Annotated in this window: 35 protein-coding genes, 1 tRNA gene, 2 pseudogenes and 1 other annotated feature; of the genes and pseudogenes, 24 read left to right on the top strand and 14 right to left on the bottom strand. The window is 40.6% G+C overall.

Annotated elements, in window-relative coordinates; genetic code table 11:
- Positions 1 to 35 precede the first annotated feature (35 nt).
- From HMPREF9184_RS04810 to HMPREF9184_RS04835, 6 genes are all read left to right on the top strand, one after another.
- Positions 36 to 479, top strand: coding sequence for a flavodoxin (locus tag HMPREF9184_RS04810; protein ID WP_001162124.1), 444 nt, complete (start codon positions 36 to 38; stop codon positions 477 to 479).
- A 116-nt stretch (positions 480 to 595) separates the two neighbouring features.
- Positions 596 to 862 (top strand): chorismate mutase, encoded by a 267-nt coding sequence (locus HMPREF9184_RS04815; RefSeq protein WP_001046954.1) that lies wholly within the window; start codon positions 596 to 598, stop codon positions 860 to 862.
- Positions 859 to 1,233 (top strand): fluoride efflux transporter CrcB, encoded by a 375-nt coding sequence (gene crcB / locus HMPREF9184_RS04820; protein WP_000712086.1) that lies wholly within the window; start codon positions 859 to 861, stop codon positions 1,231 to 1,233. Before HMPREF9184_RS04815 ends, crcB (HMPREF9184_RS04820) begins: the two co-directional genes overlap by 4 nt.
- The gene (gene crcB / locus HMPREF9184_RS04825; protein ID WP_000234809.1) at positions 1,227 to 1,556 is read left to right on the top strand and encodes a fluoride efflux transporter CrcB; all 330 of its coding nucleotides are present in this window, start codon (positions 1,227 to 1,229) and stop codon (positions 1,554 to 1,556) included. The genes crcB (HMPREF9184_RS04820) and crcB (HMPREF9184_RS04825) overlap by 7 nt, the downstream gene beginning before the upstream one ends.
- Positions 1,557 to 1,674: 118 nt before the next feature.
- The gene (gene rplS / locus HMPREF9184_RS04830; protein WP_001068669.1) at positions 1,675 to 2,022 is read left to right on the top strand and encodes a 50S ribosomal protein L19; all 348 of its coding nucleotides are present in this window, start codon (positions 1,675 to 1,677) and stop codon (positions 2,020 to 2,022) included.
- Positions 2,023 to 2,064: 42 nt separating this feature from the next.
- Positions 2,065 to 2,136, top strand: a tRNA-Arg gene (locus HMPREF9184_RS04835).
- 485 nt (positions 2,137 to 2,621) lie between these two features.
- On the opposite strand, the gene HMPREF9184_RS09920 is transcribed toward HMPREF9184_RS04835, so the two are convergent.
- The 6 genes and pseudogenes from HMPREF9184_RS09920 to HMPREF9184_RS04860 all read right to left on the bottom strand — a co-directional run bounded on the left by HMPREF9184_RS09920 (position 2,622) and on the right by HMPREF9184_RS04860 (position 5,663).
- A complete protein-coding gene (locus HMPREF9184_RS09920; RefSeq protein WP_000268219.1) occupies positions 2,622 to 2,843 on the bottom strand; it encodes a hypothetical protein in 222 nt (73 codons plus the stop codon).
- Positions 2,844 to 2,969: 126 nt separating this feature from the next.
- A pseudogene (locus HMPREF9184_RS09925) lies at positions 2,970 to 3,212 on the bottom strand (Arm DNA-binding domain-containing protein); the annotation flags it as partial.
- A gap of 300 nt (positions 3,213 to 3,512) precedes the next feature.
- On the bottom strand, positions 3,513 to 4,247 hold the full coding sequence (locus HMPREF9184_RS04845; RefSeq protein ID WP_000281077.1) for a DUF3800 domain-containing protein: 735 nt from the start codon (positions 4,245 to 4,247) through the stop codon (positions 3,513 to 3,515).
- Positions 4,247 to 4,483 (bottom strand): zinc-ribbon domain-containing protein, encoded by a 237-nt coding sequence (locus HMPREF9184_RS10055; RefSeq protein ID WP_083822905.1) that lies wholly within the window; start codon positions 4,481 to 4,483, stop codon positions 4,247 to 4,249. The genes HMPREF9184_RS04845 and HMPREF9184_RS10055 overlap by 1 nt, the downstream gene beginning before the upstream one ends.
- A 35-nt stretch (positions 4,484 to 4,518) precedes the next feature.
- Positions 4,519 to 5,277 carry an ImmA/IrrE family metallo-endopeptidase gene (locus HMPREF9184_RS04855; protein ID WP_000090412.1) on the bottom strand — a complete coding sequence of 253 codons (759 nt, stop codon included), beginning with the start codon at positions 5,275 to 5,277 and terminating at the stop codon, positions 4,519 to 4,521.
- Between the two features lie 2 nt (positions 5,278 to 5,279).
- The gene (locus HMPREF9184_RS04860; protein ID WP_033585953.1) at positions 5,280 to 5,663 is read right to left on the bottom strand and encodes a helix-turn-helix domain-containing protein; all 384 of its coding nucleotides are present in this window, start codon (positions 5,661 to 5,663) and stop codon (positions 5,280 to 5,282) included.
- A gap of 302 nt (positions 5,664 to 5,965) precedes the next feature.
- Here HMPREF9184_RS04860 and HMPREF9184_RS04865 point away from each other — a divergent pair.
- Both HMPREF9184_RS04865 and HMPREF9184_RS04870 read left to right on the top strand, forming a co-directional pair.
- Positions 5,966 to 6,162: pseudogene (locus tag HMPREF9184_RS04865) on the top strand (transcriptional regulator).
- Between the two features lie 3 nt (positions 6,163 to 6,165).
- Positions 6,166 to 6,396, top strand: a complete 231-nt coding sequence (locus HMPREF9184_RS04870; RefSeq protein ID WP_000370950.1) for a hypothetical protein — start codon at positions 6,166 to 6,168, stop codon at positions 6,394 to 6,396.
- Positions 6,397 to 6,407: 11 nt separating this feature from the next.
- Here the strand turns inward: HMPREF9184_RS04870 and HMPREF9184_RS04875 are convergent, their stop codons facing one another.
- Entirely contained in the window at positions 6,408 to 6,617 is a 210-nt protein-coding gene (locus tag HMPREF9184_RS04875) for a hypothetical protein (RefSeq protein ID WP_000808564.1), read from the bottom strand.
- Between the two features lie 65 nt (positions 6,618 to 6,682).
- On the opposite strand from HMPREF9184_RS04875, the gene HMPREF9184_RS04880 reads away from it, so the two are divergent.
- Complete coding sequence (locus tag HMPREF9184_RS04880) at positions 6,683 to 6,943, top strand: hypothetical protein (protein WP_000040993.1); 261 nt, start codon at positions 6,683 to 6,685, stop codon at positions 6,941 to 6,943.
- On the opposite strand, the gene HMPREF9184_RS04885 is transcribed toward HMPREF9184_RS04880, so the two are convergent.
- A complete protein-coding gene (locus HMPREF9184_RS04885) occupies positions 6,932 to 7,327 on the bottom strand; it encodes a DUF2513 domain-containing protein (RefSeq protein WP_000667402.1) in 396 nt (131 codons plus the stop codon). The two genes, HMPREF9184_RS04880 and HMPREF9184_RS04885, sit on opposite strands and share 12 nt — an antisense overlap.
- Before the next feature lie 52 nt (positions 7,328 to 7,379).
- Here HMPREF9184_RS04885 and HMPREF9184_RS04890 point away from each other — a divergent pair, with 52 nt between their 5' ends.
- Together HMPREF9184_RS04890 and HMPREF9184_RS04895 are read left to right on the top strand one after the other, a co-directional pair.
- Complete coding sequence (locus HMPREF9184_RS04890; RefSeq protein ID WP_009444217.1) at positions 7,380 to 7,580, top strand: hypothetical protein; 201 nt, start codon at positions 7,380 to 7,382, stop codon at positions 7,578 to 7,580.
- 11 nt (positions 7,581 to 7,591) lie between these two features.
- Positions 7,592 to 7,789, top strand: a complete 198-nt coding sequence (locus HMPREF9184_RS04895; RefSeq protein WP_001066214.1) for a hypothetical protein — start codon at positions 7,592 to 7,594, stop codon at positions 7,787 to 7,789.
- 102 nt (positions 7,790 to 7,891) lie between these two features.
- On the opposite strand, the gene HMPREF9184_RS04900 is transcribed toward HMPREF9184_RS04895, so the two are convergent.
- On the bottom strand, positions 7,892 to 8,575 hold the full coding sequence (locus tag HMPREF9184_RS04900; RefSeq protein ID WP_000762825.1) for a DUF4145 domain-containing protein: 684 nt from the start codon (positions 8,573 to 8,575) through the stop codon (positions 7,892 to 7,894).
- A 56-nt stretch (positions 8,576 to 8,631) separates the two neighbouring features.
- On the opposite strand from HMPREF9184_RS04900, the gene HMPREF9184_RS04905 reads away from it, so the two are divergent.
- A complete protein-coding gene (locus tag HMPREF9184_RS04905) occupies positions 8,632 to 8,817 on the top strand; it encodes a hypothetical protein (protein WP_001247548.1) in 186 nt (61 codons plus the stop codon).
- Positions 8,818 to 8,828: 11 nt separating this feature from the next.
- Positions 8,829 to 8,978, top strand: coding sequence for a hypothetical protein (locus HMPREF9184_RS09750; RefSeq protein WP_000028391.1), 150 nt, complete (start codon positions 8,829 to 8,831; stop codon positions 8,976 to 8,978).
- On the opposite strand, the gene HMPREF9184_RS04910 is transcribed toward HMPREF9184_RS09750, so the two are convergent.
- The 3 genes from HMPREF9184_RS04910 to HMPREF9184_RS04920 all read right to left on the bottom strand — a co-directional run bounded on the left by HMPREF9184_RS04910 (position 8,958) and on the right by HMPREF9184_RS04920 (position 11,837).
- Entirely contained in the window at positions 8,958 to 9,431 is a 474-nt protein-coding gene (locus tag HMPREF9184_RS04910; protein WP_001052631.1) for a hypothetical protein, read from the bottom strand. The two genes, HMPREF9184_RS09750 and HMPREF9184_RS04910, sit on opposite strands and share 21 nt — an antisense overlap.
- A 282-nt stretch (positions 9,432 to 9,713) precedes the next feature.
- Positions 9,714 to 10,520, bottom strand: a complete 807-nt coding sequence (gene yidA, locus HMPREF9184_RS04915) for a sugar-phosphatase (protein WP_000023489.1) — start codon at positions 10,518 to 10,520, stop codon at positions 9,714 to 9,716.
- 9 nt (positions 10,521 to 10,529) lie between these two features.
- A complete protein-coding gene (locus tag HMPREF9184_RS04920; RefSeq protein ID WP_001003528.1) occupies positions 10,530 to 11,837 on the bottom strand; it encodes an HD domain-containing protein in 1,308 nt (435 codons plus the stop codon).
- Between the two features lie 71 nt (positions 11,838 to 11,908).
- Between HMPREF9184_RS04920 and HMPREF9184_RS04925 the strand changes: the two genes are divergently transcribed.
- The gene (locus tag HMPREF9184_RS04925) at positions 11,909 to 12,286 is read left to right on the top strand and encodes a DUF1934 domain-containing protein (RefSeq protein WP_156790137.1); all 378 of its coding nucleotides are present in this window, start codon (positions 11,909 to 11,911) and stop codon (positions 12,284 to 12,286) included.
- 24 nt (positions 12,287 to 12,310) lie between these two features.
- Here HMPREF9184_RS04925 and HMPREF9184_RS04930 read toward each other — a convergent pair whose 3' ends face one another.
- Positions 12,311 to 13,393: a DEAD/DEAH box helicase gene (locus tag HMPREF9184_RS04930; protein ID WP_000850567.1), complete on the bottom strand. Its 1,083-nt coding sequence runs from the start codon at positions 13,391 to 13,393 to the stop codon at positions 12,311 to 12,313.
- Positions 13,390 to 14,367, bottom strand: a complete 978-nt coding sequence (locus HMPREF9184_RS04935; RefSeq protein WP_000915916.1) for a Gfo/Idh/MocA family protein — start codon at positions 14,365 to 14,367, stop codon at positions 13,390 to 13,392. Before HMPREF9184_RS04935 ends, HMPREF9184_RS04930 begins: the two co-directional genes overlap by 4 nt.
- 153 nt (positions 14,368 to 14,520) lie before the next feature.
- On the opposite strand from HMPREF9184_RS04935, the gene HMPREF9184_RS04940 reads away from it, so the two are divergent.
- The 10 genes from HMPREF9184_RS04940 to proC form a co-directional block, all read left to right on the top strand.
- Positions 14,521 to 15,207: a YoaK family protein gene (locus HMPREF9184_RS04940; protein WP_033585954.1), complete on the top strand. Its 687-nt coding sequence runs from the start codon at positions 14,521 to 14,523 to the stop codon at positions 15,205 to 15,207.
- A gap of 58 nt (positions 15,208 to 15,265) precedes the next feature.
- Positions 15,266 to 15,385: a sequence feature (ribosomal protein L21 leader region), on the top strand.
- Positions 15,386 to 15,418: 33 nt separating this feature from the next.
- Positions 15,419 to 15,733, top strand: a complete 315-nt coding sequence (gene rplU / locus HMPREF9184_RS04945) for a 50S ribosomal protein L21 (protein ID WP_000109141.1) — start codon at positions 15,419 to 15,421, stop codon at positions 15,731 to 15,733.
- 15 nt (positions 15,734 to 15,748) lie between these two features.
- A complete protein-coding gene (locus tag HMPREF9184_RS04950; RefSeq protein ID WP_000613706.1) occupies positions 15,749 to 16,093 on the top strand; it encodes a ribosomal-processing cysteine protease Prp in 345 nt (114 codons plus the stop codon).
- A 16-nt stretch (positions 16,094 to 16,109) separates the two neighbouring features.
- On the top strand, positions 16,110 to 16,403 hold the full coding sequence (gene rpmA, locus HMPREF9184_RS04955; RefSeq protein ID WP_000916509.1) for a 50S ribosomal protein L27: 294 nt from the start codon (positions 16,110 to 16,112) through the stop codon (positions 16,401 to 16,403).
- A 241-nt stretch (positions 16,404 to 16,644) separates the two neighbouring features.
- Positions 16,645 to 17,553 carry a LysR family transcriptional regulator gene (locus tag HMPREF9184_RS04960; protein ID WP_001025722.1) on the top strand — a complete coding sequence of 303 codons (909 nt, stop codon included), beginning with the start codon at positions 16,645 to 16,647 and terminating at the stop codon, positions 17,551 to 17,553.
- Positions 17,550 to 18,017 carry a signal peptidase II gene (gene lspA, locus HMPREF9184_RS04965; protein ID WP_000745692.1) on the top strand — a complete coding sequence of 156 codons (468 nt, stop codon included), beginning with the start codon at positions 17,550 to 17,552 and terminating at the stop codon, positions 18,015 to 18,017. The genes HMPREF9184_RS04960 and lspA overlap by 4 nt, the downstream gene beginning before the upstream one ends.
- Positions 18,001 to 18,900 carry an RluA family pseudouridine synthase gene (locus HMPREF9184_RS04970; protein WP_000403184.1) on the top strand — a complete coding sequence of 300 codons (900 nt, stop codon included), beginning with the start codon at positions 18,001 to 18,003 and terminating at the stop codon, positions 18,898 to 18,900. Before lspA ends, HMPREF9184_RS04970 begins: the two co-directional genes overlap by 17 nt.
- Before the next feature lie 100 nt (positions 18,901 to 19,000).
- A complete protein-coding gene (gene proB / locus HMPREF9184_RS04975) occupies positions 19,001 to 20,110 on the top strand; it encodes a glutamate 5-kinase (protein ID WP_000875723.1) in 1,110 nt (369 codons plus the stop codon).
- A 9-nt stretch (positions 20,111 to 20,119) separates the two neighbouring features.
- Positions 20,120 to 21,382: a glutamate-5-semialdehyde dehydrogenase gene (locus tag HMPREF9184_RS04980; protein WP_000252665.1), complete on the top strand. Its 1,263-nt coding sequence runs from the start codon at positions 20,120 to 20,122 to the stop codon at positions 21,380 to 21,382.
- A gap of 3 nt (positions 21,383 to 21,385) precedes the next feature.
- Positions 21,386 to 22,021, top strand: a 636-nt coding sequence (gene proC / locus HMPREF9184_RS04985; protein ID WP_000689668.1) for a pyrroline-5-carboxylate reductase, incomplete at its 3' end; no start/stop codon positions are given.

The following is a 22,021-nucleotide window of genomic DNA, read 5'->3' on the forward strand; positions in this document are numbered from 1 at the left end:
GATATAATGGAGAAAGATAAATTGAGGAGGACGATATGGCATTAGCAAAAATTGTATTTGCCAGTATGACCGGTAATACCGAAGAAATTGCAGATATTGTAGCAGACAAATTACGTGACTTGGGCTTGGATGTCGATGTGGATGAATGTACAACTGTTGACGCTTCAGACTTCTTGGAGGCGGATATCGCAATCGTTGCGACCTATACCTACGGAGATGGAGAGTTGCCAGATGAGATGATGGACTTCTACGAAGACCTAGCAGATCTCAACTTGAATGGCAAAATCTACGGAGTGGTCGGTTCAGGAGATACCTTCTACGACGAATTCTGTAAGGCTGTTGATGACTTTGATCGCGTTTTTGTAGCGACAGGAGCAGAAAAAGGTTCAGAATGTGTTAAAGTGGATCTGTCTGCCGAAGATGAGGACATCGAACGTTTGGAACAATTTGCTGAAGAATTAGCTGCAAAAGTAGGATAAGAATCAAACTGCGCTGACTGGAAGGAGTCGGTGCAGTTTTTTATTAGTTTTTTTGGATTTTACTAGCCTATTTAGAGGCTTTTTGATACAATAATTCAAATAAAGGAGGAGACTGTATGAATTTAGATATTATTCGCCAAGAAATTGATCAAATTGACGACCAAATCGTCAAGCTCCTAGAAGAACGAATGCATTTGGTTGAGGGAGTAGTTGCCTATAAGAAAGCCTCAGGAAAACCTATTTTAGATAGTAAGCGAGAAGAAGTCATTTTTGAAAAGGTCAAAAATCGTGTAGAGGATAAGCGTTATCAGGAGACTATTGTTGCGACTTTTTCTGACATACTCAAACGTTCGCGTGATTATCAGGATCAAAACATCAAATGAAAAAAGAACAATTCTATCCGCTAGGGATTTTTTTAGCTGCTATGTTGGGTGGCCTTGTCCGCTATTTTGTATCTAGTCAGTTGCCAGCCAGTCCTGAATTTCCTTGGGGAACCCTCCTTGTCAACTATCTGGGAATTTTCTGCTTGGTCTATCTGGTAAAAGGCTATCTGCTCTATAAGGGAAGCAGTAAGGGCTTGGTTTTGGCGCTGGGTACAGGTTTTTGTGGCGGTTTGACAACCTTCTCTAGCCTGCTCTTGGATGCTGTGAAATTGCTTGATACCGGGTGTTATCTTAGTTTAGTCCTGTATTTGATTTTTAGTATTGGTGGAGGCCTGCTCTTGGCTTATTATCTAGGGAGGAAGAAATGGTAATCATCTATCTTGCAATCGCTTGTGGGCTTGGAGCCCTAGTGCGGTATTTCTTTTCCCGATATAATCAATCCTCAAAATTGCCCCTAGGAACTCTCATAGCCAATCTTTTCGGTTGTTTTTTGATTGGCTTGCTCTACAACCATGTGGAGTCCAAGGAAGTCTATGCTATCCTAGCGACAGGTTTCTGTGGCGGGTTGACAACCTTTTCAACCTTGAATGATGAGCTGCAAAGACTACTTAGTGACAAGAAGGTATTTTATAGCTATTTAGTCTTAACCTACATAGGTGGTTTTCTAGCGATTTTTTTAGGAATTCTGCTATAAATTTCTTTACTTTTAGGTGGAAATTTGGTAAACTGTATCTTGTGTGTAATGGACGCACGAAAATACAGTTTATCCGCTGAGGAAGGTTCCTCAAGATTGACAAAGATAGGAGAATAAAATGAATCCATTAATCCAAAGCTTGACTGAAGGTCAACTTCGTACAGATATCCCATCATTCCGTCCTGGTGACACTGTTCGTGTACACGCGAAAGTTGTCGAAGGTAACCGTGAACGTATCCAGATCTTTGAAGGTGTTGTTATCGCACGTAAAGGTGCTGGTATCTCAGAAAACTACACAGTTCGTAAAATCTCTAACGGTGTAGGTGTTGAGCGTATCTTCCCAATCCACACTCCACGTGTTGAAAAGATCGAAGTTGTTCGTTACGGTAAAGTACGTCGTGCGAAATTGTACTACTTGCGTGCTCTTCAAGGTAAAGCAGCTCGTATCAAAGAAATCCGTCGTTAATTCGACTAAAAAACTCTGCTCATTCAGCAGGGTTTTTCTCTAGCTCCCTTAGTTCAATGGATATAACAACTCCCTCCTAAGGAGTAGTTGCAGGTTCGATTCCTGCAGGGGGCATTTAAACTATTGATTTTACTGGGGGTTTGAGGTGTTCCGCCCCAAATTCGCCCCTAATTCCGAGAAAATGCCACGAATTTCTGAATTGCTTTCGTCCTCTAATTCTTTCAATTGGTGAGCATAAACCTCAATAGTAATGTTCATATTCTCATGGCCAAGGATTTTAGAGATAGATAGTAGTTCAACGTGTTTTGAATTAAGAAGGAAGCTTATGTGTGTCTAAGCGAGTGAGCATGGACGTTCCTACCAACAATTCTTCTTAATGTCTTATTGACTGTATTGTTCGATATCCTAGAGAAAATACGATTTTCTTTGTTATGGATCCAATGTTCTTTCTGGTAGCTTTTTAGCAATTTAAGTGTTTCGTCATCAAGTGGTATCTTTCTGATACTGCTTTTTGTTTTTGTACTTGCAAAATCAAGATTGGTCTTGTAGTTCCAGGTCTTGTCTACTATGAGAACCTTATTGTCATAGTCTACACTGTCCTAGGTAAGTCCCAGACATTCAGCAAAACGCATCCCAGTCACTGCGATAAGATAGATCACTGCATAAGATTGAACGTCCATTTTACGCTTTGAAACGGCTATAACTTTCTTGTACTCTTCAACTTCAAGAAACTTTGTTTCTTTTTTGATACCTTTATTTTGAGATACTGCTTTAGCAAAGGTTGTGAAATCCTTTTGAATGATTTTCTCGTGAACTGCCATAGCTACGCATTGTTTGATGTGGATATTCAGTTTTTCAACTGTCGCCTGAGAATGTGTTTCAGCAAATGTATTTAGGGCTTGTTGATAGATTGAACTCGTTATGTTTTTAAGTTTCGCTCCTGGAAACAGTTTTTCAATGTTGCGACTGGTAACTTGATAAACTTGCCAAGTTATGGGAGAAATATTAGGTTTCTTATGAATGGTAGCCCACTGTTTAAAGTATTCGAAAAGAGTAATGTCGTCCGAAACATAGGGAGGAAGGAGTAGTTCTTTCTCTCTTTCAGCTGCAGCTATCTGTGCAGCTTTTTTTGTTGGGAAACCACCTTTCTCAGCCTTTTTGTATTTTCTGTCGTGGGATTTATAAGAAATGCGATATTCCCACTTACCATTCTCTCTTTTTCTGTATGATGCCGTTTGATTTTACCCTCACTTTTTGATAAAATAGGTATAGTAAAAAGGGCTTTTTAATGCCTTTTACTATACATGGATATCCTCACACTCTCCTCGACCAAAATTTGAGTGTGGGGATTTTTTTGTTGACAAAGTAGAGTTATATAATGTATAATTATTTTAACGGAAGAACAGTGGTCTAGGTCCGAATAGCCTGGGTGGCAAGGGTGAAATGCCTTGTCAGCTTGCAGTTGAAATTACTGCTACCCTGTTCGTTTTTTATTTCCATTCTTTGCATTGTTGATAACTATAACCAACATACTCTTGATTGTTATCCCTCGGAAATCGTGGAAGCAACATTTTAGAGTATGTTTTTTTCTTTTTTTCGACACCTCGCCACAATGCACCAGCTATAACATCTGCGATTTGTACTCCGATGGTAAATTCTGAGTCCACGAAGTTTATTGATGGCGAAAAATGTTTTTTATCAAAACCTATAAAGTCAATAGATTTGCTTTCGAGTGCTTCTTTGTATGCTAGATAGACTTTCTTATTGTTAACTGCATCCACTCGATCAATGAAAACAGTTACAGATTCATTGATTTTCTCGTGTTTTAAGTAACTATTGACAGCTGATAAGATATGCAAGAAGCAAATTTTGTAAATTTGGTCTCTATTTTCTAAAACACCTTTTTTCTGTAACGAAGGTTTATGTACTTGCGCACCGAAGCAACAACAATTCGATGCTGCAATTGTTTGATGGATATTATCTAAAAATTCATCTTTATTTTTGTTGTTCTTTAGCGTCTTTGATTTAGCTGTTGACTTTAATTCTAGATATGGATCTTTGAGATAGGTTGATTTTAAATTTTGGATCTTTTCCTCAATATCACTTAGATCTTCTGCCTTAATAAGAACAGCTCCCATGACAAAGTATTCCGAGTTTCCCTCTTTGTTATTTTCTCCTCGGTGCAAATCTTTGGTACCTGATTCGTCAATATATAGTAGATACATTAGAATGGGAGGTCCTCGTCAGAAATATCCAGATAAGAAGATGCCAATCCGAAGGTTTTGAAGAGGGTTTCAGAACCACAGAGGGGACAAAATGCAGCTTCATCGGGCAAAAGAACATCTTGCTCCCAATTTGAGCATCTTCTATTAGTACAAATATTTCTAAGTGGTGCACCGCATTTAATGCAGTAATTATTTTGGTCATCATTCTCATGCTGACATCTTAAACAAATTTTCATTATTAAATTCCTATAACCTTTCTATTCTTTTAACATTACACGTCAATATCATAATATTGTTGTAAGATATCGTTTCCTTGTTTGTATTTTGTAACGAGGTCAATAGCTACTCGTCGTTGCTGTTGATCGTCCAATAAATGTTCATCATAGCTCAATATCCGATAATGAACAAAATCAACTAATCGATTGAAAAGGGCATTATCGCTGATTGTATTTGCTTGTTTAATTTGCTCGTACGTGTGCTTGTTTTTGAGATGCCAGACCATGCGTTCATTATTGATGTAAAAGAGAGAGGCCATGGTGTTAGCTTCTATCTCTAGCTGATTGCTCTGATAGTTGTTAGCGCAAGCGAGGGCGACCTCATCAGAACGACCTGTGCTAAAATGGGCTTCAATATGGGCTAATTCATGCAAAATGGTAAAGATAACCCGTCTTTGGATATGTGTTTGATTGATATAGACAAGGTACTTTTCTTCTTCCTTGCTGTAAATGGTAAAGCCGTCATTGTGTTTACAGATGATATCATCTAAGTAGGTAACATCTGGATTACTGACAAGCTCTCGGTATCTAATGTACTCAGAACCAAGTAGACCGGCTGAGGGGAGCATAGGAAACGGATCTTTTTCGAAGAAGATGAAATGAAGATTATAAGTCTGTTCAAAGTGACGGATGATGTGCTGAAAAGTAACTTGTTCAAGTGCAATATTATTCTGTCGAGACACTGCTTCGATCACCGGGACGGCGTAATCCCAGTGTCGGATGTACTGTCTACGTGAAATAATTTCTCTAGCCATAATTACCTCCACTTACTGTCATCGTCCATCAGGGTTTTAGCAGTTACCATCAAGCTTTCAATCGCCTTGTTAAAACGAACCTTTTCTTCCTCGGTCATGTTCTGGGTCTGATTTCTGAACGCTGCGACAAGTTCAGTCTCAGCTGGACCAAGATATGCATTTGCCTTGTCATCCTTTGCAATAGCAGGATTATCTGTCCGTCCGAGTAAGTAATCGGTGGATACGTTGAAGTAGTCGGCGATTTCTTGCAGGCGGTCTGATTTAGGAGTTTTTTCTTTCAAAGTATAGAGGTAATTTATACTATAGCCTAAATCTTCGGCAACTTTTTGAAGGCTTATTCCTCGTTTTAGAGCAAGTTCCTTAATTTTTTCAAGTGTGGAAAACATTGTCATATCACCTTTTCTAAGACATGACAAAAAATATTTTATAAAAAAGTGTTATTTTCTATCGACAAAAATAATACTAAAGCGTAAAATAGTTTTTGTAAGTCAATGAGTTAGTAAAAAACGAAGTTAAAACTTATCTAAAAATAAATAGCTTTGGCGAGCAAGGAAATTGATAGATATAATGTTTTATCAAGGTTTTTAATTATGGCTTCATTTTACACCTTAGTGTAAAAGTTGTCAAGTATTTTATAAAATAATTTACTAACTCTTTAACTCTATTAAAAATAAAAGGAGGAGGTCACATGAGCCAACAACATCTCAAATGGATCGAGCTTGTAAAAGAGCGAATTGAAAAACGTGGATGGTCGCAGACGGACTTGGCCATAGTCCATCAGCTATCACACAGTTGCTGAAAGATGGAAAAGGGAGCGATGACTTGAAACTTCGCATTAACAAGAAGTTGCGAATCAACGAGTCATGGGAGAAATTTGAGGATTAGAAAATGGATAATGTAAAACACGATAATAACCTCATCAAAGAAATTATTGAGAAACATTTTGAAAATATGGTTGACGATGTTTTGGCACATACAGAAACCTATTTTGAAGCTTTAGGGGCTATTAGTTCCATCAAGGGATGCAATATTCCTGATATGATTCACCTAGCTGATTGTTTGAGGAAAGCTATCAGAAAACGTGCTATGCAACAAAAAACACCTAATTATGACAATTAGGTGCTGAAAGATTACACATTTGAACGAATGTGCACTACATAATCAAGATTGACTAGATGTCGAAAATCTGTTTCAACTTCGACAAGAACTATATGATTCGCAGTGTTAGAGCAATCATCATATACTTGGAAAAAGTCAATTTTATCACCATTTGAGAAAGTTATTGTGATTGAATCATTCTCATCACTCTCATTAAAACAATCTTTGATAAATTGTTTCATATTCTCACCTCCTTTCTTATTATATTATAGCAAAAGGGGGAGAACAATAGAAAGGAGAAAGGAAGATGAGTAAACTATCAAAAAAAATACTACCAATTCAAAATTTAGAAATTAAGATAGATAGCGACTCTAGTATTCCACGAGTTATTTTGAACGGGATTGATTTTCGAGCAGAAAATATTGGTCTTCAAGGTATCAAGATAATTTGGGAAACAAAAAAAGATGAAGCGCCAGCGACACTTATTCAGGTTGATTATATAAATAACCGTGAAGCGCCTCATATAGTATCTGTCAAACAGTCGTTTAAAAATACTTTACTTAAATAGCTCTGGGTTTGTTACAAGATTGGTAATGATTTGTGAGGCGGTTTGGGATAGAAAGTTTAGAGAAAACACACCTACTTTTTCAGCGACACTCTTGGTTTCTCTCCAAACTTTAGGACTCCTCACTGAATCAAGAAACTGATGCCCTTGGTAAGTCATGCCATGAACAAAGGCAATATACAAAGAATTTGAACCGTCAAAGGTCGGAGACCAATTTATAAAATCAGCTTCTGATAGTAACTTAAAGTGATAAACAATAGTATTTATCTCATACTTGCTAGCTCTTTTAAACTTCGAGTTACTAGAGAAAACAAACGGTTCTGGATATTGATGTAATTCTTCAATATCTAGCAAAATATCTCTTACTAGTTCTGGTTCAAATTTCATGTTACACCTCCGAGTTTTATTTACATTATACCAAATTTAGAAAGGAAAATATATGAGCCAACAACATCAAAAATGGATTCAGCTTGTCAAAGACAAATTGAATTCAGAAGTAATGATACAAACACATCTTGCCCGTGCTTGTGGAGTGAAGAAACCTACCATTTCAGAATTACTGAAATATGGTAACGGTAGCGACAGATTAAAAACTGAGTGTGCGATGTCCTGGGCATTGACGAAAGCTGGGTTGATTTAGGAGAGTAGGAAATGAATAATACAGCTCAAAAAGTAACAAGAATTGATAAAGATGCGTGGGATATCGTTACTGAGTTAGCCAACGAATACGGTGTATCTATTTGTCACATCATCAGCGAAAGCGTTCGCTATTGTGCAGAAAATGCTGAGTTTAAAGAAGTTGACGTTGTGGTTAAACGCTTATCTGTTGGTGGTAAAGTGCTGGAGTAGGAGGAGTAGAATGAACGAATTAGAAAGAACGGCCCTCAATGAAATACTGAGGACCGTGACATATATTGCTGAGAAGTTGGATGAGTTGGATGCTAGGTTTTCTCAATCAGAAGAAGTGAAAGCCAAGGCTTCGTCCGCATCATAATCAGCTGCGATAAATTGAGCTGCTGAAAGAATAAACTTCTTTAAATCTTGGATGTCTTTACCATCATGTCTACGAACATAATGAGTTTCATCATTTCCAATCCAAGCGACGGATTTTGCTAAAGCTTGAATTTTTGGAAAATCATTTAAGTAGTCAGCGATTACTTTCCCAAGCATGATTGATTTGATGTGTTCTTCGTCAGATGTATTTTTGGAAATTGCGTAGTCCTTTATGAGGAATTCAGCTGCTTTCCGATAGCCAACACCTGCTATTTGATCTAATACCTCGCTTTCTGCAATTGTTGCTTGAGAATAGATTTCAACAAAAACGGGAGAAACCTTCTCTATATTTTCAGGGAGTTTAACCTTGATTGGAGGGCGGTATGTATATTCTACCATTGATGCATGTGCGTAACTATCGTGGATGTATTCTATTACAAAATATTTCAAGCAGTCTTCAAAAGAACATCGAAAAACAACAGAAAATCTTCCTTCTTCTGAAACGCTTGTGCTTTCAGAACTTGTACTTTGTCCAACATGTTGAGGGGACATGGTTCTACCACAGTGAGGACATTTCAAAGGAGTATCAATTGTAATGGTTTTTCGAGCATCTCTAAATTCAATATATACATCAAGTTTCATAAGAAATTCTCCAATCATTTTTATTTTATTATACCAAATTTAGAAAGGAAAAAACAATGAGACCAAAACGTTATCCGTATAGCGGGAAAAGAAAGTCCATCTTTGTAAAGGCAGATCCTGAGTTAGTTGAAAAACTTTTAAGACCACATAGTTTTTCTATTGATTCTGAAAGTCTGACAACAAGATTACGAGCCAAAGACATTAGTGTTGGGAATATCATTTGTATTGATAATTATAGATAAAGGAGATAAGTATGAGTATTAGTTCAATGACCGTTGAAGTTAAAGTAAATGTTACGAATATGGATCAATTTAATAACCTTGTCAAAGAGTTCAATAAAAAAGCTCATGAGCTGAATAAGTTTCGTTTCGAAGCAGATATTTTACCAAATGGCAGCAATTAGTTCAAAATTAGCATTTCCTGGGAACAGATAAATTGGATATGATTCCTTTGTTTCGAGATTACGGAACTGGTAACCAAAATAATCTTTTTTGGCATTTGAATTTTTTTCAGTGAGTGCTTCAAGATTAGCTTGTGATAGCAACTTAAAAATTTGAATACGAGCTTGTTCCAGATCAGACATTCTGTTCAACGCTCTTAGTTCGTGTTCATTCGGGAATGCACTTATCAAATCTACTCGATCATCTAAATAGGTTATAGAATCATCTAGATAATCATATTTAAAATTGAAATCGATAAATGATAAATTCCTGTACTCTTGATAGGTTACAAACGTAATATTTTTATCTTGGAATCGGTAGACAAGGGAATCGTTTTTTAATTCATCCTTAAATTCCGTAAGACCAATTAAAAATTTATGACAAGCTTCTAAAATACGGATTTGATTTAGATTCATTTTCTTTTCCTCCTTTCTGTTGAAATTTTGACTAAAACGGTGAGAGGTCCTAGTCAAATTTATTATAGCAATCGAGGAGAAAGTTTCATCAGTCTTGAGACTGATATAGGAGGTTGAATGGAAGATAAAATCATTGAACTTGCTGATTACTTCATCAGCGAATCTAAAACGTACAGAGAAGCAAAGATAGCGTGTGAGATGCTATTGAAACAAGTCAGCAGGGGGCAGTAATTAGACATCAAAAACCGCTCAGCTGAGCGGTTTTCGTCTATGCTTACCTTTTTACAGTACCCATGTTCGAATAGCATGGGCAACGCCAGATTCGTCATTTGTTTTGGTGATGTATTTGGCGATTTTTTTGAGTTCTGGATTTCCATTTTCCATAACAACGGGGTTTCCAACGACTTCCAGCATGGCACGGTCGTTTTCTTCGTCCCCGATCGCCATGGTTTCATCTTTGGTCAATCCGAGTTTTTCAGCTAAGTGAGTGATGGCTGAACCCTTGTCTACATTCTTTTTAAGGAGCTCTAGGTAGAAAGGAGCAGATTTGTTGATAGAGTAGCGTTCGTAAAATTCTGCTGGGATTTTTTCAATCGCAGCATCGAGGATTTCTGGTTCATCAATAAACATACACTTGACGATTTCCTTGTCAGCCATTTCTTCTGGAGTACGGTAGAAGATGGGCATGCTGACGAGGGTTGATTCGTGCACCGTGTATTTTCCGATATTGCGATTGGCGGTATAGATACCGTCCTTAGTAATAGCGTGCATGTGGACACCGAGCTTGCGACTGAGGAATTCCATATCCAGATAATCCTCATAGGTCAGGGATTCGCTGATAATCTCATGGCCAGTAGCAGTTTCTTGGACAAGGGCACCGTTGAAGGTTACAACATAGTCACCCTCGTCTCTCAACTGCAAGTCGTCCAGAAGTTTGGCAACACCTGCGATAGGACGGCCCGTTGCAATTACAACTTTGACACCAGCTTGTTTGGCGTCTTGGATGGCAGAAAAGACTTCAGGAGTGATCTCCTTTTTACTGTTGACTAGGGTACCATCGATATCGACGGCAATTAGTTTAATACTCATATAGTTCCTCTATTCGTTCTTATTCGGGGTAAAATGATCGTTCTCAATCAAGTGTAAAAATTGCTGGGTGATACTTGCGAAGATGCTATTTTGATCTAACATTTCTTTTGGGAAATAGAAACGATTGTCTCCATGGCGGCTGCCAGCAAGGGATTGGACGATAGGAGACAGGCTAGAGAGTTCCGCCAGTTCTCTATTTTTTTGTAAAATCTCAATCTGTGTCCGTGGATTTTCAGATTCGGGACGATAGATATCATAAGGGAGGTCGAAATTCTTATGAATGGCAGTGTAGTAGTCTGGATCAAAGCCGATGTCCTCAACCAATTTTCTCATGCTGGCGAGTTGGTCTTGGTCTTCTTGTGAAAAGGTGATGGATTTAAAGACCTTACGGTTGATAAACCGTTGCGATAAGTCTGCGAGAATCTTGTCAGGACTGGTCATCCAAAGTTGGAAGTAGGTATTCATCACGCCATCATCAAGAGCCAGATAGTCAGACAAGGTCACATTTTTTTCAAAGAAAGCTAGGAGATGTGGAGAAGTTCGTGCAAAGAATTCCTTGTCCTCAGGGTAGAGTTCCTTAGCGCGCTTGAGAAGATTCTGCAGGAGAACTTCCATGGCGCGTGTTGCTGGGTGGAAATAGACCTGCATATACATCTGGTAGCGACTGAGGACGTAATCTTCGATGGCATGCATGCCATTGTGTTGAAAGGCGATCCCATTTTCGACAGGACGAATCACTCGAAGGATGCGAGTCAGGTCAAATTCCCCATAAGATGCTCCTGTAAAATAGGAGTCGCGCAAGAGATAGTCCATACGATCCGCATCAATCTGACTGGAAATGAGTTGCACGACCTGCTTGTTAGGGTAGGTATGGTCGATGACGCTGGCAACCTTTTTTGGAAAGTCTGGTGCCACTTGTAGCAGGACTTGGTGAATCTCTGTCTCAGGACTTTGGATGATTTCCTGAGTAATGGCCTCATGATCTGTATCAAAGAGATTTTCAAAAGTATGGGAGTAGGCACCATGCCCGAGGTCATGAAGGAGTGCAGCAGTCATGGTCAAGAGAGACTCAGCAGGATCCCATTCTTCAGGATATTTTTCTTCAAAAATCTCTGTGATACGACGAGCAATCTCATAGACCCCCAGACAGTGGGAGAAGCGACTGTGCTCGCCACCATGGAAGGTATAGCTGGAAGTCCCTAGTTGTTTGATACGGCGCAGACGTTGAAATTCTTTTGTATTGATCAAGTCATAAATGACCTGATTGTTTACGTGGATATAGTTGTGAACTGGGTCACGGAATACTTTTTCGTTCATATGACCATTATAGCAAAATCCTGCTCTTTTTGGTAAAATAGTAGGACAAGAGACAAGAAAGAGGACATGATGTGAAGATTCGGATGCGAAATACGATTCAGTTTGATGAACAGTTGGAAGTCATTGACCAACTCTATGACGTGGAAGTGCGTGAAAAAGGAGATTATACTTACTTGCTTTTTTACAACGAGGAAAAGGAAAAAGTGGTGCTCAAGTTTCATGGTAAGGAACTGGTGATGACACGTTTCTCGAGTCCAAAGACCATCATGCGTTTTCTAAAGGATAGTGATAGTTTGGCCTATATTCCTACTCCAATGGGGATGCAGGAGTTTATCATCCAAACGAGTCATTACAAACTGGATGGGCAAAAGATTGAGCTAGCCTATCAACTACAAAACCAAGAGGGACATCCCTTTGCTAGCTATCAATTAGAAATTACTTGGGGATAAGAAAAAGGTTGGCGAGAGCCAACCTTATTTGATATAGAGTTCTTGATTTTTTAGAACAATTTCACGTACACTTACAAACTTCTTGAGTTTTTTAAGTTCTTCTGGATGGGTGACGAGAGTGATAACATAGCCCTCTTTGCCCATGCGACCTGTACGGCCAGCGCGGTGAGTGTAAGTTTCGATGTCTCTAGGAATATCAAAGTTTACGACACATTCGAGGCTATCGATATCGATCCCACGTGCCAAAAGGTCAGTTGCAAGGAGCAGGGTTAGTTGCTTATTTTTAAACTTTTCTAAGATGACTTTTCGAAATTTAACATTGACATCGCTAGCGAGGGAAACGGCCAAGACATCGCGATACTGTAGCTTTTCTTCTGCGCTTCCAAGGTCTGACAAGCTATTAAAGAAGACCAGACCACGGAAATCCTCTACATGAGCCAGTTTTCGTAGCATATCCACTCGGAGACGTTGGTCTACCTGCATGTAGAAGTGTTGGATGTTATCTAACGTTTGGTCAGAAAGATCAATGGTGCGCGTGTTTGGAGCAATCTTTTCTTGGTCAAACTTGGTCGTCGCACTCATGTAGATGAGTTGATGATCACGAGGTGCGTAGTGAGTGATTTTCTCGACAAAGTGAATCTGAGAATCATCTAGCAATTGGTCAAATTCATCCAGGATGATGGTTTCTACATTCATCATCTTGATTTTTTTCAATTTAATTAACTCAAAGATACGGCCGGGAGTTCCAATCAGAATTTCTGGTCCTTTTTTAAGGCGTTCAATCTGGCGTTTCTGACTTGAACCTGATAAGAAGAGCTGAGCAGTCAAACCGATGGCTTCTGCCCACGTTTTACATACATCAAAAATCTGTCCAGCAAGTTCTGTATTTGGTGCTAGAATCAAGAGTTGCTGGGCTTTTTTCTTTTGTAGTCTGAGCAGACTTGGTAGGAGGTAAGCTAGGGTCTTACCAGTTCCTGTTGGGCTCACTCCAAGAAGATTTTCTCCTGCAAGAATAGGCTCAAATAGTTGAGTTTGAATGGGGGTGAATTCTTGGAAACCGAGTTGGTCACTCAGTTCTTGCCATTCAGTTGGTAGTTTGGTTTTCATTTTTCTGCCTCAAATCTAATGCCAGCAGACTGGCGCATGATATATAATAAGTCATGAACAGAACCTGCATCATCCAGCCAGTTCTGGTAAAGTGTCTGGTCTGGTTGCTGGATCATGTGTGCAAATGTAGCGGCTTCCTCAGTCATGGTATGAGGAGCTTGTTGGATAGGGAGCTGGATTTGATTTCCTTGGTGGTCGGTAAAAATAGCCGAGCGAACATGTTCAATCGTGTTGAGGGTCAAGGTTCCATCTGCTGTGTAGATTTCGCAAGGAAGATTGGAAGTGATGTTTTTCCCAGCCTTGATATGAACTTGAAAGTCAGGGTAGAAGAGGATACCGTCTCCATTTAGGTCAATGCTATTGTTAAGCTGTTGAGCCTGATAGGTCGCATCTTGAGCCTTTCCAAAGAGACGAATAGCAGCGTAGATAGGATAAATCCCCAAATCCATAAGAGCTCCGCCAGCAAAACGGTCTGAAAAGACATTTGGCGTATGCCCAGCCAACAAGTCAGGCATCTTGGAAGAATACTTGGCATAGTTGAAATCTGCTCCCAACACTTGCTTGTCTGCTAAAAAGTTTTTGATAGTAGTAAAAGCTTCCTCGTGGTAGTTTCGTGCCGCTTCAAAGATAAAACAGTGATTTTTCTCAGCTGTCTGTCTCAAATCCAGCCATTCTTGTGGCTGAGTGACAGCTGGCTTTTCAAGAATGACATGCTTACCAAAAGACAAGGCAGCCTTGGCTTGAACAAAATGCAAGGAGTTTGGACTGGCGATATAAACAACATCAAAGGGGCTCTTTAAGAAGTCCTCTAATTGTTCAAAGAGCTGGATATCTTGATAGCGAGAAGCAAAGGTTGCTGCTGTTTCTAGTTTTCTAGAGTAGACAGCGACCAGCTGGTATTCTCCACTGGCATGGGCTGCTTCTATGAAGTGATGACTGATAGCACTAGTTCCGATAACACCTAATTTAAGCATAGAGACTCCTTTTCCGACTTTAAATCCTTCCTTCATTATAACATAGAAAAGAAGGACTATCCAACAGATGGTAAAAATTTTCAAATAAGCTACTAGGTCTTTTCCAAAGAAAGTGGTACAATAATGAGATGAGTAAATGAAATGGGAGAGAAAATGAGGTTATTACCTATAAGAAAAATATCACGTCAGTCCAAGAGGCTAGCGCTTTTTTTGACTTTTTGTGCAGGATATGTTGATGCCTATACCTTTATCGTGCGAGGGAATACCCTTGTAGCTGGACAAACTGGGAATGTCGTCTTTCTTTCTGTAGGACTCATTCAGCATAATGTTTCTGATGCCAGTACCAAAGTAATGACCTTGCTAGCTTTTATGATGGGAGTCTTTTTACTGACATTGTATAAAGAAAAACTACGAATTGTTAAAAAGCCGATTTTGTCCTTGATACCACTTGCAGTTCTGTCCCTAATTATTGGCTTTGTGCCGCAAACGGTTGATAATATCTATCTAGTCCCACCTTTGGCCTTCTGTATGGGGCTGGTAACAACTGCTTTTGGAGAAGTTTCGGGTATTGCCTATAATAACGCTTTTATGACGGGGAATATCAAACGAACCATGTTAGCTTTTGGGGATTACTTCCGGACCAAGCATACGCCCTTCCTACGAGAGGGCTTGATTTTTGTTAGCTTGCTTAGCAGTTTTGTCTTTGGAGTTGTTTTTTCAGCTTATTTGACGATTTACTATCAGGAGAAGACGATTCTAGGTGTTCCTCTTATGATGAGCATATTTTACCTCAGTATGCTTTTTGGAGGAAAAAAGGTCAAGAAAAAAGTTGAGTTTTGATTGATTTTACTTGTAAGAAAAAAGAAGATATGCTATACTTGAAGAGTTGACTATGCACAGTCCTGTGCAACCGCACGAACATCGTTGCTCATCGTATACAAAATTTAAACTTTGTTATACTTAGAGCTCATCTTTTAAGTGGTTCGTCCCACGATGCTAGGCGAGTCTTCACAAAATACGGGGAAACCCAAAAAATCATAGGAGGTGCATAATGAGCACATACGCAATTATCAAAACTGGCGGAAAACAAGTTAAAGTTGAAGTTGGTCAAGCAGTTTACGTTGAAAAATTGAACGTTGAAGCTGGTCAAGAAGTTACTTTTAACGAAGTTGTTCTTGTTGGTGGTGAAAACACTGTTGTCGGAACTCCACTTGTTGCTGGAGCTACTGTAGTTGGAACTGTTGAAAAACAAGGAAAACAAAAGAAAGTTGTTACTTACAAGTACAAACCTAAAAAAGGTAGCCACCGCAAACAAGGTCACCGTCAACCATATACAAAAGTTGTCATCAACGCAATCAACGCTTAATTTTAAGGAGAACACATGATACAAGCAGTCTTTGAGAGAGCCGAAGATGGCGAGCTGAGGAGTGCGGAAATCACTGGACACGCCGAGAGTGGCGAATACGGCTTAGATGTCGTGTGTGCATCGGTTTCTACGCTTGCCGTTAACTTTGTCAATTCCATTGAGAAATTTGCAGGCTATGAACCAATCTTAGAATTAAACGAAGATGAAGGTGGCTATCTAAAGGTTGAAATACCAGCGGATCTTCCTTCGCACCAGAGAGAAATGACCCAGTTATTCTTCGAATCATTTTTCTTAGGTATGGCAAACTTATCGGAGAACTCTTCTGAGTTCGTCCAAACCAGAGTTATCACAGAAAACTAACACGGAGGAAAACATTATGTTAAAAATGACTCTTAACAACTTGCAACTTTTCGCCCACAAAAAAGGTGGAGGTTCTACATCAAACGGACGTGATTCACAAGCGAAACGTCTTGGAGCTAAAGCAGCTGACGGACAAACTGTAACAGGTGGATCAATCCTTTACCGTCAACGTGGTACACACATCTATCCAGGTGTAAACGTTGGACGTGGTGGGGACGATACTTTGTTCGCTAAAGTTGAAGGCGTAGTACGCTTTGAACGTAAAGGTCGCGATAAAAAACAAGTTTCTGTTTACCCAATCGCTAAATAAAAAGGTCCAGTGAACCTTTTTATCCCGAGCCTTGAAATATAAAGGCGAGGAAGCTAGAAGTAGCATTAAATAAGGCTTTCCGATTTTTCGGAGAGCCTATTTTTTTGTTTTGGTACCCAGTTTGGTACCCATCTTTTTTTAAGTCTAGTGTAGTTAGATTTTATGATGAATATTCTTTTTCCTTTGTGGAAAACTTCTGAATTATGGTATAATGAACAGATAGAGAAGTTGGGGGTAAAAGATGAACATTCAACAATTACGCTATGTTGTGGCCATTGCCAATAGTGGTACTTTCCGTGAAGCTGCTGAAAAGATGTATGTTAGTCAGCCGAGTCTATCTATTTCTGTGCGCGATTTGGAAAAAGAGTTAGGCTTTAAAATTTTCCGTCGGACGAGTTCAGGGACTTTCTTGACCCGTCGTGGTATGGAATTTTACGAGAAAGCGCAGGAATTAGTTAAAGGATTTGATGTTTTTCAAAACCAGTATGCCAATCCTGAGGAAGAAAAAGATGAATTCTCTATTGCTAGCCAGCACTATGACTTCTTGCCACCAACTATTACGGCTTTTTCAGAGCGCTATCCTGACTACAAGAACTTCCGCATTTTTGAGTCTACTACAGTTCAAATCTTAGACGAAGTAGCTCAGGGGCATAGTGAGATTGGGATTATCTACCTCAACAACCAAAACCAAAAGGGCATCATGCAACGGGTTGAAAAGTTGGGGCTTGAAGTCATTGAGTTGATTCCTTTTCAGACCCACATCTATCTGCGTGAAGGACATCCTTTAGCAAAGAAAGAGGAACTGGTCATGGAGGATTTAGCGGATTTGCCAACAGTTCGCTTTACTCAGGAAAAGGACGAGTACCTTTACTATTCAGAGAACTTTGTCGATACCAGCGCGAGCTCGCAGATGTTCAATGTGACCGACCGTGCTACCTTGAATGGTATTTTGGAACGGACAGATGCTTATGCGACTGGGTCTGGATTTTTAGATAGTGACAGTGTCAATGGCATTACAGTCATTCGTCTCAAGGATAATTTAGATAACCGCATGGTTTATGTCAAACGTGAAGAAGTGGAGCTAAGTCAAGCTGGGACACTCTTCGTTGAGGTTATGCAAGAATATTTTGATCAGAAGAGGAAATCATGAAAAAAAGAGGAATAGTGGCAGTCATTGTACTGCTTTTGATTGGGCTGGATCAGTGGGTTAAAGCCTATGTTCTCCAGCAGATTCCACTGGGTGAAGTGCGTTCGTGGATCCCCAATCTCGTTAGCTTGACTTATCTACAAAATCGTGGGGCAGCCTTCTCCATGCTGCAAGATCAGCAGTGGTTATTTGCTGTGATTACACTGGTCGTCATGGCAGGTGCTATTTGGTATCTACATAAACACATGGAGGACTCTCTCTGGCAGGTCTTTGGACTGACTTTGATAATCGCGGGAGGTCTGGGCAACTTTATCGACAGAATGAGTCAAGGCTTTGTGGTGGATATGTTTCACCTAGACTTTATCAACTTTGCGATTTTTAATGTGGCTGATAGCTATTTGACAGTTGGTGTGATTGTTTTGTTGATTGCAATGCTTAAAGAGGAAGTAAATGGAAATAAAAATTGAAAGAGGTGGGGTGCGATTAGACAAGGCTCTGTCAGATTTGACAGAATTGTCACGTAGTCTCGCTAATGAACAAATCAAGGCTGGACAAGTTTTGGTCAATGGCCAAGTCAAGAAAGCTAAATACACTGTCCAAGAGGGGGATATCGTCACCTACCATGTGCCAGAACCAGAGGTTTTGGAGTATGTTGCTGAGGAACTTCCTCTGGAGATTATCTACCAAGATGAGGACGTCGCCGTTGTCAACAAGCCTCAAGGTATGGTGGTTCATCCCAGCGCCGGTCATACCAGTGGCACCTTGGTCAATGCCCTCATGTACCATATCAAGGACTTGTCGGGTATCAATGGGGTTCTCCGCCCAGGAATCGTCCACCGCATTGACAAGGACACGTCTGGTCTTCTCATGATTGCTAAAAATGATGAGGCCCACTTGGCACTTGCCCAAGAGCTCAAGGACAAAAAGTCTCTACGCAAATACTGGGCGATTGTTCACGGCAATCTGCCAAATGATCGTGGTGTGATTGAAGCACCGATTGGTCGGAGTGAAAAAGATCGTAAGAAACAGGCTGTGACTGCCAAAGGCAAGCCAGCTGTGACCCGTTTTCAAGTCTTGGAACGCTTTGGAGACTATAGTTTGTTAGAGTTGCAACTGGAAACAGGACGTACCCACCAAATCCGTGTTCACATGGCTTATATAGGTCATCCAGTCGCGGGTGACGAGGTCTATGGTCCACGCAAAACCTTGAAAGGACATGGACAATTCCTCCATGCTAAGACTCTAGGATTTACCCATCCGAGAACAGGTGAAACCTTGGAGTTCACAGCAGATATTCCAGAAATTTTTAAAGAAACGCTGGAAAGATTGCGTAAAACTGAGAATAGATAAAAGAGTTGAGATAGCTGTCTCAACCTTTTTCATTTCAAGTCTTTTCTATTTTAAAACATTCATGTTATAATGGATAAATATGAAGAATCGGAGTGAGAATATGAAGTACAAACGAATCGTCTTTAAGGTGGGGACCTCCTCCTTAACAAATGAAGACGGGAGTTTATCAAGAAGTAAAGTAAAGGCAATTACCCAACAATTAGCTATGTTGCATGAGGCCGGGCATGAGTTGATTTTGGTTTCATCTGGGGCAGTAGCGGCTGGCTTTGGAGCTTTGGGCTTTAAAAAACGTCCGACCAAGATTGCAGATAAGCAGGCCTCGGCCGCAGTAGGCCAAGGTTTGCTCCTAGAAGAATACACAACCAACCTCCTCATGCGCCAAATCGTCTCCGCGCAAATCTTGCTAACACAGGATGATTTTGTAGATAAACGTCGTTATAAGAACGCCCACCAGGCCTTGTCTGTATTGCTTCATCGTGGTGCCATTCCTATCATCAACGAGAATGACAGTGTCGTTATTGATGAGCTCAAGGTTGGAGACAATGATACTCTGAGTGCTCAGGTAGCGGCTATGGTGCAGGCAGACCTTTTGGTTCTCTTGACAGATGTTGATGGTCTCTATACTGGCAATCCCAACTCAGATCCAAGAGCCAAACGACTTGAGAAAATCGAGACCATCAATCGTGAGATTATTGATATGGCTGGTGGAGCAGGTTCATCTAATGGGACCGGTGGGATGTTGACTAAGATTAAGGCGGCTACGATCGCGACGGAGTCGGGGGTGCCAGTCTATATCTGCTCGTCCATGAAATCAGATGCCTTGATTGAGGCAGCAGACGAGACCAAGGATGGATCCTTCTTTGTTGCGCAAGAGAAGGGCCTTCGTACTCAGAAACAATGGCTGGCTTTCTATGCTCAAAGTCAGGGAACGATTTGGGTAGATGGTGGAGCTGCAGAAGCCCTTTCAAAAAACGGAAAAAGTCTCCTTTTATCGGGTGTGGTAGAAGTGGAAGGAAACTTCTCTTATCATGATATTGTCACAGTAGCAGATAAAGAAACAGGTCAATCTCTTGGAAAGGGACGTGTCCAATTTGGTGTCTCAGCCCTAGAAGATATGCTCCGTTCTCAAAAAGCTAAGGGAGTCTTGATTCACCGTGATGACTGGATTTCCATCACTCCTGAAATCCAGCTACTCTTTACAGAATTTTAGAGGTGAACAATGGTAAGGACACAAGAACAATTTGAACAAGTACAGGCTGTTAAAAAGTCAATTAATACTGCTAGTGAAACAGTGAAAAACCAAGCCTTGTTAGCTATGGCTGATCACTTATTGGCAGCTACTGAAGGCATTTTAGAGGCCAATGCCCTTGATATGGCGGCAGCCAAGGGGAAAACCTCAGATGTCATGCTGGATCGTCTTTATTTGGATGCAGAGCGTATAGAAGCGATGGCAACGGGTATTCGTGAAGTGGTTGCCTTACCAGATCCAATCGGTGAAGTTTTAGAAACAAGTCAACTTGAAAATGGTTTGGTTATCACAAAGAAACGTGTGGCTATGGGGGTCATCGGTATTATCTATGAAAGCCGTCCAAATGTAACGTCTGACGCGGCTGCCTTGGCTCTCAAGAGTGGAAATGCGGTTGTTCTTCGTAGTGGTAAGGATGCCTATCAAACAGCCCATGCTATTGTCACAGCCTTAAAGAAGGGCTTGGAGACGACTACCATTCATCCTGATGTGATTCAACTAGTGGAAGATACCAGCCGAGAAAGTAGCTATGCCATGATGAAGGCAAAGGGCTATCTAGACCTTCTTATTCCTCGTGGAGGAGCTGGCTTGATCAATGCTGTGGTTGAAAATGCTATCGTACCTGTTATCGAGACAGGAACTGGGATTGTCCATGTCTATGTGGACAAGGATGCCGATGAAGACAAGGCTCTGTCTATCATCAACAATGCTAAAACCAGTCGTCCTTCTGTCTGCAATGCTATGGAAGTTCTACTTGTTCATGAAGACAAGGCAGCAAGCTTCCTTCCTCGCTTGGAGCAAGTTCTGGTTGCAGATAGAAAAGAAGCTGGGTTGGAAGCGATTCAATTCCGCCTAGATAGCAAAGCAAGTCAGTTTGTTTCAGGTCGATCAGCTGAGGCCCAAGACTTTGACACCGAGTTTTTAGACTATATCCTAGCGGTTAAGGTTGTGAGCAGTTTAGAAGAAGCGGTTGAGCATATTGAAGCCCACAGTACCCATCATTCGGACGCCATTGTGACAGAAAATGCTGAAGCTGCGGCTTACTTTACAAATCAAGTAGACTCTGCAGCGGTTTATGTCAATGCCTCAACTCGTTTCACCGATGGAGGCCAATTTGGTCTTGGGTGTGAAATGGGCATTTCTACTCAGAAACTGCACGCGCGTGGGCCAATGGGCTTGAAAGAGTTGACCAGCTACAAGTATGTGGTTACTGGTGACGGACAGATAAGGGAGTAAGAGATGAAAATTGGATTTATCGGTTTGGGAAATATGGGTGCTAGTTTGGCCAAGGCTGTCTTGCAGGCCAAGACGGATGAACAGATTCTCCTTGCCAATCGTAGTCAAGCAAAAGTAGATGCTTTCATCGCCAACTTCGGTGGTCAGGCTTCCAGCAATGAAGAAATATTTGCAGAAGCAGATGTGATTTTTCTAGGAGTAAAGCCAGCCCAGTTTTCTGAACTGCTTGCTCAACACCAGACCGTTCTTGAAAAAAGAGATAGTCTTCTTTTGATTTCCATGGCAGCTGGACTGACCTTGGAAAAACTAGCTAGACTACTTCCAAGTCACCACCGAATCATTCGCATCATGCCCAATACTCCAGTGGCTATCGGGCAAGGAGTGATTAGTTATGCCATGTCAGCAAACTGTCGTGCTCAGGACGGTGAACTCTTTTGTCAATTATTGGCCAAGGCTGGCCTCTTGGTTGAGCTGGGGGATGGCTTAATCGATGCGGCGACAGGTCTCGCAGGTTGTGGACCAGCTTTTGTCTATCTCTTTATCGAGGCTTTGGCAGATGCGGGTGTTCAGACAGGATTGCCACGAGAAACGGCCTTGAAAATGGCAACCCAAACAGTAATCGGCGCTGGACAAATGGTC

It is taken from the genome of Streptococcus sp. oral taxon 058 str. F0407 (assembly GCF_000235485.1).
GTDB lineage: Bacteria > Bacillota > Bacilli > Lactobacillales > Streptococcaceae > Streptococcus.